Here is a 14,650-nt window from a genome sequence, read left to right on the forward strand (position 1 = left end):
CGGATTACGGCATCAGCTGGCCGCCGTTCACTTCGATGATCTGGCCGGTGATGTAGCCAGACAGGGTCGGCGAAGCGAGGAAGAGATAGGCGCCGACGCAATCTTCCGAGGTCCCGACAAAACCCATCGGGATCGACTTGCGCTGCATCTCCATCTGCTCGTCATTGGTATAGCGCTCGTGGAACGGCGTGGCGATAACGCCGGGCGCCACCGCATTGACGCGGATGCGATCGCCGACGAACTCCTTGGCGTGGCCGCGGGTAATCGTCGAGACGAAGCCCTTGGATGCCGCATATAGGATCGCGCCGTTGCCGCCGCCATTGCGGGCGGCGATCGAGGTGGTGTTGATGATGAAACCGCCCTGCTTCTTCAGCCACGGATGGGCGGCGCGCACGGCAGCGAGGACCGAGCGTGCATTAAGGTTCATGACGTTATCGTAGTGCTCGTCGGTATATTCGGCGGTGGGCTTGCGGCCGAGCATGCCGCCGGCATTGTTGATCAGGCCATCGAGATGGCCGAAGGTCTTTGCCGTTTCTTCGACGACGCGCTCCGTCTCGCCCTCTTTCGACACGTCGCCATGCACGAGATGCACGGTGGCGCCGGTGGCGCGGATTTCCTCGGCGAGCTTTTCGGCCGGTTCGCGGCTGGCATTGTAATGAATGCCGACCTTCATGCCCTGCGCCGCGAAGGCGCGGGCGAGCGCTGCGCCGATACCGGTCGAGGCGCCGGTGATGAGCACGGCCTTGCCGGCCAGATCCGGCAACTTGATGGACGCGAGTGATTGAGCAAGATCAGCCATGGCTACAAAGCCTCCCTAAAACAATTGCATGGTAATGAGATGCAGGAGTCTTAGCAGGCTGCGTCCGGCAACTGCAATGCCGGACACGAGAATTTGTACGATAACCCTTGGCGCTCAGACCCGCTCGAGCGCCACCGCAATCCCCTGCCCGACGCCGATGCACATGGTCGAAAGCGAATAGCGGCCGCCGGTTTCGGCAAGCTCCAGCGCCGCCGTGCCGGTGATGCGGGCGCCCGACATGCCGAGCGGATGCCCGAGCGCGATCGCCCCGCCGTTGCGATTGACGCGGGCATCGTCATCGGCAATCCCGAGTTCGCGTAGCACGGCCAGCCCCTGCGAGGCGAAGGCTTCGTTGAGCTCGATGACATCGAACTGCTCCTGGCTCATCCCAAGACGCGCCATCAGCCTGCGGGAAGCGGGGACGGGGCCGATCCCCATGATGCGCGGCGGCACACCGGCGGCGGCCCCGCCGAGAATGCGGGCGATCGGCCTGAGACCGTATTTCTTCGCCGCCGCTTCCGAGGCGATGATCAGGGCTGCCGCGCCGTCGTTGACGCCGGAGGCATTGCCCGCGGTGACCGTCCCGCCTTCCTTCTTGAAGGGTGTGCCGAGCTTGGCGAGCGCTTCGATCGAGGTTGCACGCGGATGCTCGTCCCGGTCGACGACAACGGCATCGCCCTTGCGCTGTGGAATGTTGACGGCGGTGATTTCCTTGGCCAACCGGCCGCTTTCCTGCGATGCCGCGGCCTTGGCCTGCGAGCGGACCGCGAAGGCATCCTGATCCTCGCGGCTGACCTTGTAATCCTCGGCAACGTTCTCGCCGGTCTCAGGCATGGATTCGACGCCATATTGCTTCTTCATCAGCGGATTGACGAAGCGCCAGCCGATGGTCGTGTCGTAGATCTCGGCATTGCGCGAGAAAGCCGTATCGGCCTTCGGCATGACGAACGGTGCCCGCGACATGCTTTCGACGCCACCGGCAATCATCAGCTCTGCTTCACCGGAACGGATCGCCCGGGCTGCCGTGATGACGGCATCCATGCCGGATCCGCAGAGCCGGTTGATCGTCGTGCCTGATACGCCGAGCGGCAGACCGGCCAGCAGCAGCGACATGCGCGCCACATTGCGGTTGTCCTCGCCGGCCTGGTTGGCGCAGCCGAAGACGACGTCATCGACGGCCTCCCAATCGACGGAAGCGTTGCGCTCCATCAGCGCTTTCAGCGGCACGGCGCCCAGATCATCGGCGCGGACGGAGGAGAGCGAGCCGCCGAAGCGGCCGATCGGGGTGCGGATGTAGTCGCAGATGAAAGCGTCAGCCATCGGTCAGTCCTCAGAGTTCGGGCACGGTGAGATCGGCGACTGGGCCATCGACATGCAGCTTGGCGCCGGTCATTGCCTGCAGTTCCTCAACACTCATGGCGGCCAGCTTTTCGCGCAGCACGAACCGGCCTTCGACAATGTCGATGACCGCATGGCTCGTATAGACGCGGGTGATGCAGCCGACGCCGGTCAGCGGGAAGGTGCATGTTTCGACAAGTTTCGGCTCGCCGTTCTTGGTGACATGCTCGGTGATGACGCAGACCTGCTTGGCGCCGTGCACCAGATCCATGGCGCCGCCAACGGCAGGCACGCCCTTCGAGCCGACCCGCCAATTGGCGAGATCGCCGTTTTCAGAGACCTGATAGGCGCCGAGGATCGCGATATCGAGATGACCGCCGCGCACCATGGCGAAGCTGTCGGCGTGATGGAAGAAGGCCGCACCCGGCTTAAGCGTCACCGCCTTCTTGCCGGCATTGATCAGATCCCAGTCCTCTTCGCCCGCAGCTGGTGCCTCGCCAAAATTCAGGATGCCGTTTTCGGTATGGAAGATCGCCTCGCGGCCCTCCGGCTGATAGCGGGCAACCATCTCCGGGAAGCCGATGCCGAGGTTGACATAGGCACCGTCGGTAATGTCCTGAGCGGCGCGCCAGGCGATCTGGGCGTTCGAAAGCTTGATGTCTTCGCGTGTGTCAACAGTCATACGTAAGCCACTCCGGCTCGAATGAGCTCTTCTTCCTGTTGCGGATTGGCGATCTCGACGACGCCGTCGACGAAGATCCCGGGTGTCACCACCTGTTCCGGATCGATACTGCCAGCAGGCACCAATCTCGACACCTGGGCGACGGTCTTGCCCGCCGCCATGCACATCAGCGGGTTAAAGTTACGGCCCGCCTTGTTGTAGGTGAGGTTGCCATGGGTATCGCCGAGATGCGCCTTAACGATCGCAAAGTCGGCTTTCAGCCAGCGCTCCTGCACATATTTCCGCCCGTCGAACTCGGCGATCGGCTTACCCTCGGCAAGCTCGGTGCCAAAGGTGGTCGGCGTATAGAAGGCCGGGATCCCGGCGCCGCCGGCGCGGATGCGCTCGGCAAGCGTGCCCTGCGGCACCAGCTCAAGCTCGATCTCGCCCGCCAGATACTTGTCGGTGAAGGCCCGCGGATCGGACGAGCGCGGGAAGGAGCAGATCATCTTCCTGACCATCCCGGCATCGATCATCGCCGCAATACCGATCCGGCCATTGCCCGCGTTGTTGTTGATCACCGTCAGGTTCTTCGGCCCCTTGTCGATCAGCGCATGAATGAGCTCGATCGGCGCACCCGACCCGCCGAAACCGCCTATCATGACGACGGCGCCATCGCCGATTTCGGAAACGGCATCCGCCGCGCTCCGGATTGTCTTGTCCATGCCGGATATCTCCTCGCCTGGCATCGCGAGGCTCATTCGCCTCGATCTGACTGCTACGGATAAATCCGGGACCTTGGGTCAGGCAAGCTAATTGTGCGATATTTGATATTTGTTCGTATATCGCACCGATGATTATATGATGTGGTTTGGAAACATTACCCGTTATTTACAATTAGCCCGCATATTTGCTCGCAAAAGAGGTGGCAAATGGCGGTTGCTAGGGCATTTGGCAGATCATCGGTCGAGGCGGCGCAGCGGGAGCTGGAGCGCCTCAATGCGCTTGACGAGCTTGATATGCTCGATACGCCAAGAGACGAGGGCTTCGAACGGCTCGTCCGTCTCCTCAAGCAGATCTTCTCCGTCGATATCGGCATCGTCTCGTTCATCGATGCGCACCGCCAATGGTACAAGGCCTGCTCAGGCCTGACCAACGACGAGATGCCGCGGGAGGACACTTTCTGCCGCTACGTCGTCGATGACGAACAGCCGATCGTCGTCCAGGATGCCACGCGCGATCCGCGCTTTGCGGCCAATCCGGCGGTCACCGGCGAGGCTCATATCCGCTTCTATGCCGGCGTTCCCTTGAAGACCCGCGACGGCCATACGGTCGGAACGGTCTGCGCCATCGACCGCAGGCCGCGTTCTTTCGGCAGCAAGGACCTCAGCATCCTGGAAGAAATCGCCGGTATCGCGATGGATCGCGTCGAGCTGCTACGCTCGGCCGCCACCGACAGCTTGACGGGCGTCCTCAGCCGCCGGGCCTTCAATGAGGAAGCACGCCGCCTTCTCTCGCTTGCCACCCGGCATCAGCATGATGCGGCCTGCATCGTGCTCGATGTCGACCATTTCAAGAAGGTCAACGACACCTATGGTCATTCGGCTGGCGATGCGGTTTTGAAGGCCGTTGCGGCGACCTGCCGGGAACAAATTCGTGCCGGCGATATTCTCGGGCGGCTCGGCGGCGAAGAATTCGCGGTGCTGCTGCCGCACGCCGATCGGGACGCGGCTCTCGCTGTGGCCGAAAAGCTGCGCGGCGCGTTGGAGGCCAGTCCGGTTCCCGTTGCCGACAACGCGATCCGCGTTACGGCCAGCTTCGGCGTAACCGGCATGTCGATCATCGCCAAGGACATCGACGCGCTTCTGGCGCAGGCGGACGCCGCCATGTACCGGGCGAAGCAGGCGGGCCGGAACCGCTGCGCTTCCTCCGCCCCGGCCTCGTCATCAGAAGCCGGCGAGCGGCGCCGGGTGCTCAAAGCGGGCGTGATCATCTTCAACGACAGGCGCTCGACATTCGATTGCACGATCCGCTCTCTCGGACCTGATGGCGCCAGCCTTGCCGTCTCGAACGCAACCGGCATTCCGCCGGAATTCACTCTGGGCATTCCCGGCGATCGCTTCGAAACCGCCTGCCGCGTCGTTGCGCAAGATCGCCAGCATCTTGAAGTCCACTTCCGATAGCACCGCCCAGCTTTGCCGGCGAGCAATGCCGTGCTAGCAAACCGCTAGGCTCGATCGAGCCAGCAACAGAAATTCTGGACTTGACCGGATCGAATGCGCGAAACGGACTTCGTCAGCGGCTTTGCGAGAGGCCTGAAGGTCATCGAAGCCTTCGGAGAGATGCATCAGCGGCTGTCGATTACCGATGCCGCGAAGCTGACCGGCCTCGACCGCGCAACGGTCCGGCGCTCGCTGCTGACGCTCTCCGAACTCGGCTATGCCGATTACGACGGCAAGTTCTTCACGTTGACGCCGAAGGTTTTGCGCCTCGGCCACGCCTATCTCTCGGCGACGCCGCTGCCCGCAATCCTGCAGCCGCATCTCGACCTGCTGTCGGACAAGGCTGGGCAAAGCGCCTCGGCCTCGGTGCTCGACGGCACCGAGATCCTCTATATCGCACGGGCCTCGCAGAAGCGGGTGATGTCGATCAACCTGACGCCGGGGAGCCGCCTGCCCGCCTATTGCGCCTCGATGGGCCGCGTTCTTCTTGCAGCCCTGCCCGAGCCCGAGGCGCGCGCCATTCTCGCCCGCAGCGATCTCAAGGCCAATACGCCGCGCACGATCGCCGATCCCGAAAAGCTGATCGCCGAGTTCCAGCGCGTCCGCGCTCAGGGCTATGCGGTTATCGATCAGGAACTGGAGCTCGGCCTGTGCTCGATCGCCGTGCCGGTGGAAAACGATCGCGGCCAGCTGATCTGCGCGCTGAACATCGGCGCCCCCGCCGCTCATGTTGCAGCGTCGGAGATGGCAGCGCGCTATCTGCCGCTGCTGAAGGAAACACAGGCCGCCCTTCGCCTGGTCCTGCGCTGATCACATGCCGAGCTTCGCCCGCTCGGCAATCCGCCAGGCCCGCGGCGTCTCGCCCGTCTGCTTCAGGAAGAAGCGGGAGAAATAGGCGGGATCGGCAAAGCCGAGCCGGTAACTGATTTCCTGGACACTGCCGAAGGTGAAGACCAGCTCGCGTTTGGCCTCATCGGTCAGGCGATGCGCAATCATCTCATGCGTACCCTGCCCCGTCGCTGCCTTAACGATGCGGTTCAGATGCGTTGCGGAGACGCCGAGCTCACCGGCATAGAAAGCGGCCGGCCGGTGGGATCTCAGATGCTGCTGGATCAGGCCGTTCAGCAATTCCATCCGCCGCCCGTTTTCGTCGCCAGCCTGCCCGGCATCGCTGCCGGAGAGCCGCATCGTCAGCTGCAGCGCGATCGTCACATAGGCTTCCAGCAGATCGGCGCGGCCACTGCCACGTCCCGCGAACTCGGCACCAAGGCGTGAGAGCGTCTGCCCGGCATAGACTGCGTCCGGATCGTCCCGGTGCAGGCTCGTCAGATGCGGTCGGGCAAGCCATTCGCCAAGCGGGCTCCGGCCACCCGGCAGCGCCTTCAGATGCGAGGCAAGCACGGTGATGACGAAGCCGTCGATATCCTTCGAGAACCGGAAGCCATGGTTCAGCCCCGGCGGCACGGTGATCACCGTGTTGGGCGTGATCTCATGCCGCTCTGCGCCAAAGATCGCATCTCCGGATCCGGCGCTGATGTACAAGATCTGAAAGAAGCTCTCATGGCGATGCAGCTTGATCTCCCAATGATGCAAGCTGCTGCGCGAGGGTATCGTCTCGCAATGCAGCCAGAAATCGGGATTTCTGCCGGTATTCTCGCCATAGAGCTCATAGGTCGGGACGAATTTCGTCATGGCCGCATCCTCCTGCCATGTTCGATAAGTGCAATTTCTGGCGCGAAATGTCCATTGCTGCGGGCCACCGCGTTCCGCAAAATTCGGGCAAGAGGATGCAAGGAGGAACCATGCGCACCAAAGTCGCCATTATCGGCTCGGGCCCCGCCGGTCTGCTGCTCGGCCAGCTGCTGACGGATGCCGGGATCGACAACGTCATCCTCGACCGCGCCACCAAAGACTATATCCTCGGACGGGTCCGCGCCGGCGTGCTGGAGGAAGGCACCGTCGGGCTGATGGACAGGGCGAAATCCGGCGCCCGCATGCATGCCGAGGGCTTGCCGCATGATGGTTTTTCGCTCGCCTTCGACGGCCGCGACCATCGCATCGATCTCTTTCAGCTGAGCGGCGGCAAGCGCGTCATGGTCTATGGCCAGACGGAGCTGACCCGGGATCTGATGGAACATCGCGAGGCGAGCGGCGCGCTGGCGATCTACGAAGCGGCCAATGTGACGCCTCACGATTTCGACGGTGCCGCGCCCTACGTTACCTATGACAAAGACGGCGTGACCCATCGCATCGACTGCGATTTCATCGCCGGCTGCGACGGCTTTCACGGCGCCAGCCGCAAGGCCGTACCGGAGAAGGCAATCCGAACCTTCGAAAAGATCTATCCGTTCGGCTGGCTCGGCATCCTAGCCGATGTCGCGCCTGTCAGCCACGAGCTCGTCTATGCCAACCATCCGCGCGGTTTCGCACTTTGTTCGATGCGATCGGAAAGCCGCAGCCGCTATTACATCCAGTGCCCTCTTGACGAAAAGATCGAGGATTGGAGCGACGAGCGTTTCTGGGACGAGCTGCGCCGCCGCCTGCCTGCGCATCACGCCGAAGCGATGCAGACGGCACCGTCCTTCGAGAAATCGATCGCGCCGCTGCGCTCCTTCGTCGCCGAGCCGATGCGCTTCGGGCGGCTGTTCCTTGCCGGTGACGCGGCCCATATCGTGCCGCCGACCGGGGCCAAGGGGCTGAACCTCGCCGCAAGCGACGTCCATTACCTGTTCTCCGGCATCGCCGAATATTACGCCGAGCATTCAAGTGCCGGGATCGACGCCTATTCGCAGCGCGCCCTGTCGCGCGTCTGGAAAGCCGTTCGCTTTTCCTGGTGGATGACGACTATGCTACACCGCTTCCCGGATACCGGCGATTTCGGCCAGAGGATCCAGGAAGCCGAACTCGATTATCTGACCCATTCGACAGCCGCCTCGACGGCGCTTGCCGAAAACTATGTCGGGTTGCCCTACTGACGACACGCCTTCCGCCATCCACGGAAAGCGCCCCACCGATGAATATGCTCGACAACTGAAATATGATGGCCGATCTTGTACCCCTTGGGTTTTGATATCGATCAGCGGGTGGGGCAGATCGTGGCGACGCGGGAAAAGGAAATATCGACGGCGCGCAAGAACGCGCACCTGATCGGACTGGTGACGCTGATCATGCTGGCCGGCCTGCCGCTTGCGGCCTGGCTTGATGTCAGCACACTGTCGCGCGATGCCGTGCACCGGCAGGCGCAGGACATGAGCTCGCTGATCACGAGTATCCGCTCCTATTACTCGACCAACGTCGTCGGCCGGATTCTCGCAGCCCACGCGGCCGGCCAGGAAAACGGGACGGTCCCCTCCCACAACTACGCCAATATTCCCGGCGCCATTCCGATACCGGCGACGCTATCGCTGGAACTCGGCGATGTCATCAAGGAGCAGCAGGCGAATATCACCTACCGCTTCGTCTCCGATCTTCCCTTCAAAAACCGGGCATCGCACGATCTGGACAAATTCGAGAGCGATGCGCTCACCGCGCTTCGCACCAATCCGAAGCAGACGATGACGGAGAACAAGCGTTCGGGCTTCACCAATATCTTCCGTCTCGTCACGCCCGTGCTGATGGGGCCTGCCTGCGTCGCCTGCCACAACACCCATCCGGAGAGCCCGAAGACCGACTGGAAGGTAGGCGATGTCAGAGGCATTCAGGAAGTGATCATCCGTCAGCCCTTTGCGGCCAATGTCTTTGCCTTCAAATATCTGCTCGCCTATTTCATCTGCGTCGCGGTACTTGGCGCGTCCTTCATCGTCATGCAGCGCCGCCAGGCCTCGGTGCTGCATGCCTTCAACCGCGATCTCGAATCCACCAACGAGTTCCTGGCCAGCATCTCGCTGAAGATCTCGCGCTATCTCTCGCCGCAGATCTACAAGAGCATCTTCAGCGGCCAGCGCGACGTCGTCATCCAGACCGAGCGCAAGCGGCTGACGATCTTCTTTTCCGATATCAAGGATTTCACCGCAACCACCGAGCGGCTGCAGCCGGAAGCGCTGACGGAGATGCTGAACGAATATCTGACCGAGATGTCGAAGATCGCGCTGAAGCATGGCGGCACCGTCGACAAGTTCATCGGCGACGCGATCCTGGTTTTCTTCGGCGACCCCGAAACCAAGGGCGCGGCAGAAGATGCGAAAGCCTGCCTGCGCATGGCCGTCGATATGCAGCAGCGGCTCGGCGAACTGAAGGCGAAATGGCGACGCGACGGTACGGCCGAGCCCTTCATCGTGCGCATGGGCATCAACAGCGGCTATTGCAATGTCGGCAATTTTGGCAGCACCGATCGCATGGACTATACGATCATCGGCGCCGAGGCCAATCTGGCGGCGCGGCTGCAATCAATCGCCGAGGGCGGCAAGATCGTCATGAGCTATGAAACCTATGCGCTGGTGGAGGATATTGTCGAAGCCGTGCCGCTGGCGCCGATTACGATGAAGGGTATCCAGCGCGATATCGTGCCTTACGAGGTGCAGGGCCTGCTCCTCGGCAACGACGGTCATTCCAGGGTGATGAGCGAGCATTTTGCCGGTCTGGATCTCCACCTCAACATGTCGCAGCTGGAGCCTGGCGAAAGGAGCAAGGTCAAGGCGGCGCTGATGGAAGCGCTGGCGGCCGTGGAAAAACCCAGTGAGAAACCGGCCTAGGATTTCGCCGCGCGAGCCGCGATCGCCTTGATAACGGCAGCCATGTCGAGCCCTCCAAGACCCATCTCTTCGGTTTCGGCATAGAGCGCGCGGCAGACATCGAGCAGCGGTGAAGCTATCCCCAAGCGCCGTGCGGCCTCGACAACCAGCTGATTGTTCTTCAGCACGTCGGAGATCGCGGCCTGCGGCGAGAAATCGCCTTCGGCAAGCTTGGCGCTCTTGATCCTCGAAATGCCGCTCGCCATCTGGCCACCATCGGCAATCCGCTTGAAGAGCTGCAGGTCGAGGCCGTGGCTGGCGGCGAAATTCGCGGCTTCGGCAAGACCTGTCACAGTCGAGATCAGGAAGATGTTGACCGCCAATTTCATCAACAAGGCATTGGGAACCGCGCCGCAGACAATCGCATCGCGGCAGAGCGGCTGGAGCAAGGGCTGCACAGTTTCGACTGTTTCGGCCGCTCCGGCCAGCATGGCCACAAGCTCGCCAGCCTCGGCTGGAACACGCGAACCTGAAACTGGCGCCTCGACATAGGCACCTCCGGCTGAAAGCACATCCGATTCCAGCGCCCTCGAATAATCGGGCGCCGTGGTGCCCATGTGAACGAGGGTGCGCCCGGCAACAAGGCTGGCAAAGGCAGGGGTTCCGCGCTGCAGAACCGCATCGATTGCCGCATCCGTCGCCAGCATCAGGATGATCACATCAGAGCTGGCGAAAAGGGCCGCGACGCTTGCCGCCACTTCGGCGCCTTCAGCTTCGAGAACGGCTGCCTTTTCCGCAGAGCGGTTCCAGACGATGACGCCGCGCCGCGATCGCACCAGATTGAGGGCCATGGGCGTCCCCATGATCCCGAGACCGATGAAGCCTATGCGCATGTGCCCTCCAATCGCCGATAGACGACAATGGCAGGCGGCGATGGCGTCGTCTTGAAGATTAGTGCTCCGTCAAATTGTCGCGGCACCGGGAAAAGACCTGTAGGACGGCACCATTCACAACTTTAGACCACAATTGAGCGGTAAAAAATACAGCAACCAGTTGTTTAGGACCGGCGCTCATAATATTCATCAGCATCGCCCTTGGTGCTTCGTTAGACAGTGGCCATGACAGTCGTTTTCAAGCGGATCAATAAAAACCAGGCGCTTCAGGGCGCCGCCATCATCGTCGAAGCCTATAGTGCCGCGCCATGGCACGAACACTGGACGATCGAACGGGCCAACGCCCGGATGGTGGAACTGTCGACGACGCCGGGTTGGCTCGGGGTCGGCGCGCTTGATGGCGAGGATCTTCACGGTTTTGCCATAGGCTATCCGCACACCGCGGCAACCGGTTGCATGCTCTATATTCCGGAGATCGCCGTCATGCCTGCCCATCAAGGCAAGGGCATCGGCACCGCGCTGCTGAAGCTGCTGGAAGAAGAAGCGCTGGCAGCCGGTTTTTCGAGCACCTGGCTGCTGTCGCAAAATGAGGGTGTCGCCGCGGACTACTACCGGTCAGCCAGCTACCGGCAATCTCCCAATCACCGGATTTACTCGAAGCCGCTCAAGTAGCGGTTTTTTTGGCATCGCCCGGCGCATCGCATGCGGGCCGGTGGAATATCGCTCGAGAGGGCACGATGACCCTGCGTGAGCAGCGCCGCTCGCTGCTCACATCGGCGATTTTGATGCTGGTTGTCTTAAGGCGCGACTAGCCGTCGTAGTGGCCGGCCGCGACAGTATCCGCCGACTTGACGGCAACGGCCAGATTGACGCCCTTGGTGATGACACTGCCCTTGGCGGCGAGAGCCGCAGCCTCGGCAAGTGCGCCAGCCTTCGGCACGCTCAGCGGCGTGACCGTGCCACGGCCGAGATCCGCCACCCAGAGCCCCTTTTCACCCTCAACACTGATTACAACAACTTTGGTCATGCTCTTATTCCCTCTTCCAGAGTTGACGTTAAAAGCCTGCCTTCTTCAGTCCTTCGCGATAAAGGTCCTTGTGCCACTGTTCCTTGCTCGGAACGGCGGACAACCATTTATCGACATCGAAGTTCGGATTGGCCTCGCGGACGCGGCGCACCAGAACGCGCGCCTTGTCCTTGTTGCCAAGCATCGCCCAGCTGGCGGCAGCAAGTCTGTCTGCCAGGCTGGGATCGCTCATCTGGCTGATATAGTCGATCGACGCGGAAAATTCGCCGAGCGCATAGTTGGCGCCGGCCGCAGTCCAGAGATAGGGATCCGGGCTCAGCGGATTGAGCTCGATTGCGCGCTCGATCTTCTGCAGCGCCATGCCGGGGCGCGAGCAATGCACCAGCGTATCGGCATGGTCGGCAATGACGTCGGCATAGTGCGGCGACAGGGTTTCGGCGATTTCCATCGCCTCTGCGCTGTCGTCGAAAGCGCCCTGCAGCAACTTGGCGACGCCAAACTCGCGGTAGCCATCGGCCAGATCGTTGCGGGCTTCAATGGATTTGGTCGCAAATTCCTCGGCCGACTTCAGAAGCTCCATATCGCCGCGGGCCGTCAGCAGCCATTCCTTCGAATAGGTTCTGGCAGTCGAGCTCAGCGCCGGTGCGAAATCGGGCGTCGCCTTCAGTGCCGAGCGCATCTCCTTGCGCGCACGGCGCAGGTTGGGCAGCGTCAGGCGCCCGAGATACTGCTTGCCGACCAGATATTGATGGTAGGCGGCCGGATTGAGCTCGAGATAGGAGCGTGTCGCCTCATGCCGCTCGATCTCGCTGGAAACAGACAGCGCCACGCGCCGTGAAATCACCCGCCTGTCGCGCAAGAGATCGGCCTGATTGAGGCTGAAGCGTTCGGCCCAGACGATCTGGTTGTCGTCGAAGAAAATCAGCTGCGCGAAGAGCTTGACCTCGTCGAAACCGGTGATCTGGGTTTCCAGCACATAGTTGACGGCGTGCCGTTCGAAGAATGCGGTCTGGTCCTCGCTCTGATGGCCGATCTGTACGGCCGAATGCGGCGCGATGACCTGCAGACTGTTGAAGGCGCAGAAACCGATGGTGATATCCTCGATCAGCGAGGCGGCAATCATCACCGATTGCGGATTGCTGGAGAGGTTACGCGGCGCGAGCAGCATCAGGCGGGGAATGGCCGGGCGCCCTGCCCTTTCCAGTGACAGACCCTCGATCCCATCCCCTGCTGCGGCACCCGCCGGTCTTGCCTCCAGCTTGCTGCTGCCGTTGCCGTTGACGGGCGACACGGCATCGAGGCCGCGCGCAATCGAGCTCTTCCGCTTCTCGATATAGTCGCGGATATATTCGACTTCTTCCTGCGCGTCGAAAATATCGAGCAGCAGGCGCAGCATGTCCGGGTCTTTCGGCTCGTCGCGGAACACCAGAAGCCCGGCTTTCCTTAGAACCTCCCATTCCTCGGTCGTTTCGACGGGAAAAGAAACCGCTTTCAGCGTATCCTGAAGCACACCGGAATGGCGGTAATTCTGATCCTTCAGCCAGCCATCGAAGACGTGGCTCTGGCAATTGACCTGCCCCAGGAAGGGCTGACCCATCGCTTTCGTCAGCTTCGTCAGCCGGGCCATCGGCTCGCCTGCTGCCTGCAGCGCAACGAAGTCGGCGCTCAGCGACGATGGATCGAGGGAGACGGAGCTCTCGGTGAATGTCAGGAATTCGGTGCCGAGCTGCTCCTGGCGGGCCTTGATGCGCGAGATGGTCTTGCGCAGGTTGGACAGCGAGATCGCCTTGTCCTCATTGCCCCACAGAAAGTCGGCAGCCATCGTGCGGTGCGCCGCATGCTTTTCGAGTGTCAGCAGATAGGCGACGAGCAGCAGGCCTTTCTCGGGGAAAGCAATATCGTTGCTTTCCGCGTCGGCAAGCCGCAGACGTCCAAACGTTTCTACGAGAAAAGCCATTTCAACCTTTGAGTTGCGCCGCCCTGATTCGCATCCTTCGTGCGAGATATTAATGCAACCAAAAATACGAATAATGCTCGGCAAAGCAAGCTTTTGCCGAGTGCCCTGGAAATATGAGTTTGGCTTAATGTGCGGGCAAATTCAACTGTTGTGCACCGCACGCGCCACCGCAGCTCAGCCGGGAGTTGGTGAGCCGGCTATTCGGGGCCGGACGCAGCCCGCGTCCGGCCCCGCTGTCTTCATTTTTTAACCGGATATCCGGCGGCTGCGAGGATGAGATTGGCGATCTCGCGCGGATGCGAAATCAGCGACACATGGCTGGAATTGAGCTCGACGGTGGTGGCGTTCATGCGCTTGGCAAGGAAGCGCTCGAGATCCGGATTGGTCGTCCGGTCGCTTTTCGAAACGGCGTACCAGCTCGGCTTTGTCTTCCACGCAGCCTGCGTCGTCTTGGTCGAAAACAGCGTATCGGAGATCGGGCCCTGGACGGCGTAGAGCGCGAGCGCGTCCTTCTTGCTCAGATCACCCGCGAAATCATGGACGAAAGCATCCTCGCTCAGCTGCGCGAAGCCGCCGCTATGCACCAGGCCCTTGCTTGCGGGAGGAGCTGGGAACTTTGCGGCAAGCGCCGGATAATCCTCACCCGCGTCGGGCGCGCGGGCGGCGACATAGACCAGTGCCGAGACCTTGGGATCGACGCCCGTCTCGCTGATCACCATGCCGGCATAGGAATGGCCGACGAGCACGGTCGGGCCGTCCTGAAGGGCAAGAGCCCGCTTGGTGGCGGCAACGTCGTCGGCAAATGAGGTGAGCGGGTTCTGCACCGCGGTTACATGCAGCCCGGCCTTCTGCAGCAGCGGGATGACTTTCGACCAACTGGAGCCGTCGGCATAGGCGCCGTGGACGAGCACGACGTTGCGCGCCTTGACCGGCGCTTCACCGGCAGCCGAGGAGGCGCCGACAAAAGAGACCGCAGCGATAAATGTTGCCGCAGCAAAAGCGGCTTTCTGGAAAATGTTCATGATCTGACGTCCGTATCGTTTCGTGATGAAGCACGTCGCTTCAAAAGCCCTATTCGATCGG

At 61.8% G+C, this 14,650-nt stretch carries 14 protein-coding genes; 5 read left to right on the forward strand and 9 right to left on the reverse strand.

The features are described from left to right. Nucleotides 1–4 precede the first annotated feature (4 nt). From AB4Z25_RS22255 to AB4Z25_RS22270, 4 genes are all read right to left on the reverse strand, one after another. Nucleotides 5–799: an SDR family oxidoreductase gene (locus AB4Z25_RS22255; protein WP_112516569.1), complete on the reverse strand. Its 795-nt coding sequence runs from the start codon at nucleotides 797–799 to the stop codon at nucleotides 5–7. A gap of 114 nt (nucleotides 800–913) precedes the next feature. Beyond that, nucleotides 914–2,119, reverse strand: coding sequence for a 3-oxoadipyl-CoA thiolase (gene pcaF, locus AB4Z25_RS22260; RefSeq protein WP_442209059.1), 1,206 nt, complete (start codon nucleotides 2,117–2,119; stop codon nucleotides 914–916). A 10-nt stretch (nucleotides 2,120–2,129) separates the two neighbouring features. Further along, nucleotides 2,130–2,819, reverse strand: coding sequence for a CoA transferase subunit B (locus AB4Z25_RS22265; RefSeq protein ID WP_442209061.1), 690 nt, complete (start codon nucleotides 2,817–2,819; stop codon nucleotides 2,130–2,132). Further along, entirely contained in the window at nucleotides 2,816–3,523 is a 708-nt protein-coding gene (locus tag AB4Z25_RS22270; RefSeq protein ID WP_442209063.1) for a 3-oxoacid CoA-transferase subunit A, read from the reverse strand. The genes AB4Z25_RS22265 and AB4Z25_RS22270 overlap by 4 nt, the downstream gene beginning before the upstream one ends. Nucleotides 3,524–3,730: 207 nt before the next feature. On the opposite strand from AB4Z25_RS22270, the gene AB4Z25_RS22275 reads away from it, so the two are divergent. Both AB4Z25_RS22275 and AB4Z25_RS22280 read left to right on the forward strand, forming a co-directional pair. Continuing rightward, nucleotides 3,731–4,981, forward strand: a complete 1,251-nt coding sequence (locus tag AB4Z25_RS22275) for a diguanylate cyclase (protein WP_442209065.1) — start codon at nucleotides 3,731–3,733, stop codon at nucleotides 4,979–4,981. Between the two features lie 93 nt (nucleotides 4,982–5,074). Next, on the forward strand, nucleotides 5,075–5,830 hold the full coding sequence (locus tag AB4Z25_RS22280; protein WP_442209067.1) for an IclR family transcriptional regulator: 756 nt from the start codon (nucleotides 5,075–5,077) through the stop codon (nucleotides 5,828–5,830). Here the strand turns inward: AB4Z25_RS22280 and AB4Z25_RS22285 are convergent, their stop codons facing one another. After that, entirely contained in the window at nucleotides 5,831–6,712 is an 882-nt protein-coding gene (locus AB4Z25_RS22285) for a helix-turn-helix domain-containing protein (RefSeq protein WP_112386682.1), read from the reverse strand. A gap of 110 nt (nucleotides 6,713–6,822) precedes the next feature. Between AB4Z25_RS22285 and pobA the strand changes: the two genes are divergently transcribed. Both pobA and AB4Z25_RS22295 read left to right on the forward strand, forming a co-directional pair. Next, on the forward strand, nucleotides 6,823–7,995 hold the full coding sequence (gene pobA / locus AB4Z25_RS22290) for a 4-hydroxybenzoate 3-monooxygenase (protein WP_442209069.1): 1,173 nt from the start codon (nucleotides 6,823–6,825) through the stop codon (nucleotides 7,993–7,995). Nucleotides 7,996–8,187: 192 nt separating this feature from the next. Next, nucleotides 8,188–9,711 carry an adenylate/guanylate cyclase domain-containing protein gene (locus tag AB4Z25_RS22295; protein ID WP_442209337.1) on the forward strand — a complete coding sequence of 508 codons (1,524 nt, stop codon included), beginning with the start codon at nucleotides 8,188–8,190 and terminating at the stop codon, nucleotides 9,709–9,711. Here the strand turns inward: AB4Z25_RS22295 and AB4Z25_RS22300 are convergent. Beyond that, the gene (locus AB4Z25_RS22300; RefSeq protein ID WP_442209070.1) at nucleotides 9,708–10,583 is read right to left on the reverse strand and encodes an NAD(P)-dependent oxidoreductase; all 876 of its coding nucleotides are present in this window, start codon (nucleotides 10,581–10,583) and stop codon (nucleotides 9,708–9,710) included. The two genes, AB4Z25_RS22295 and AB4Z25_RS22300, sit on opposite strands and share 4 nt — an antisense overlap. A 225-nt stretch (nucleotides 10,584–10,808) precedes the next feature. Between AB4Z25_RS22300 and AB4Z25_RS22305 the strand changes: the two genes are divergently transcribed. Continuing rightward, a complete protein-coding gene (locus tag AB4Z25_RS22305; protein ID WP_442209072.1) occupies nucleotides 10,809–11,255 on the forward strand; it encodes a GNAT family N-acetyltransferase in 447 nt (148 codons plus the stop codon). A 136-nt stretch (nucleotides 11,256–11,391) separates the two neighbouring features. Here AB4Z25_RS22305 and AB4Z25_RS22310 read toward each other — a convergent pair whose 3' ends face one another. The 3 genes from AB4Z25_RS22310 to AB4Z25_RS22320 form a co-directional block, all read right to left on the reverse strand. Then, nucleotides 11,392–11,610: a hypothetical protein gene (locus AB4Z25_RS22310; protein ID WP_112386678.1), complete on the reverse strand. Its 219-nt coding sequence runs from the start codon at nucleotides 11,608–11,610 to the stop codon at nucleotides 11,392–11,394. Between the two features lie 28 nt (nucleotides 11,611–11,638). Continuing rightward, complete coding sequence (locus AB4Z25_RS22315; RefSeq protein ID WP_442209075.1) at nucleotides 11,639–13,567, reverse strand: hypothetical protein; 1,929 nt, start codon at nucleotides 13,565–13,567, stop codon at nucleotides 11,639–11,641. A 239-nt stretch (nucleotides 13,568–13,806) separates the two neighbouring features. Beyond that, a complete protein-coding gene (locus tag AB4Z25_RS22320; protein WP_442209077.1) occupies nucleotides 13,807–14,589 on the reverse strand; it encodes an alpha/beta fold hydrolase in 783 nt (260 codons plus the stop codon). Between the last annotated feature and the right edge of the window lie 61 nt (nucleotides 14,590–14,650).

It is taken from the genome of Rhizobium sp. RAF36, assembly GCF_052114105.1.
GTDB lineage: Bacteria > Pseudomonadota > Alphaproteobacteria > Rhizobiales > Rhizobiaceae > Rhizobium.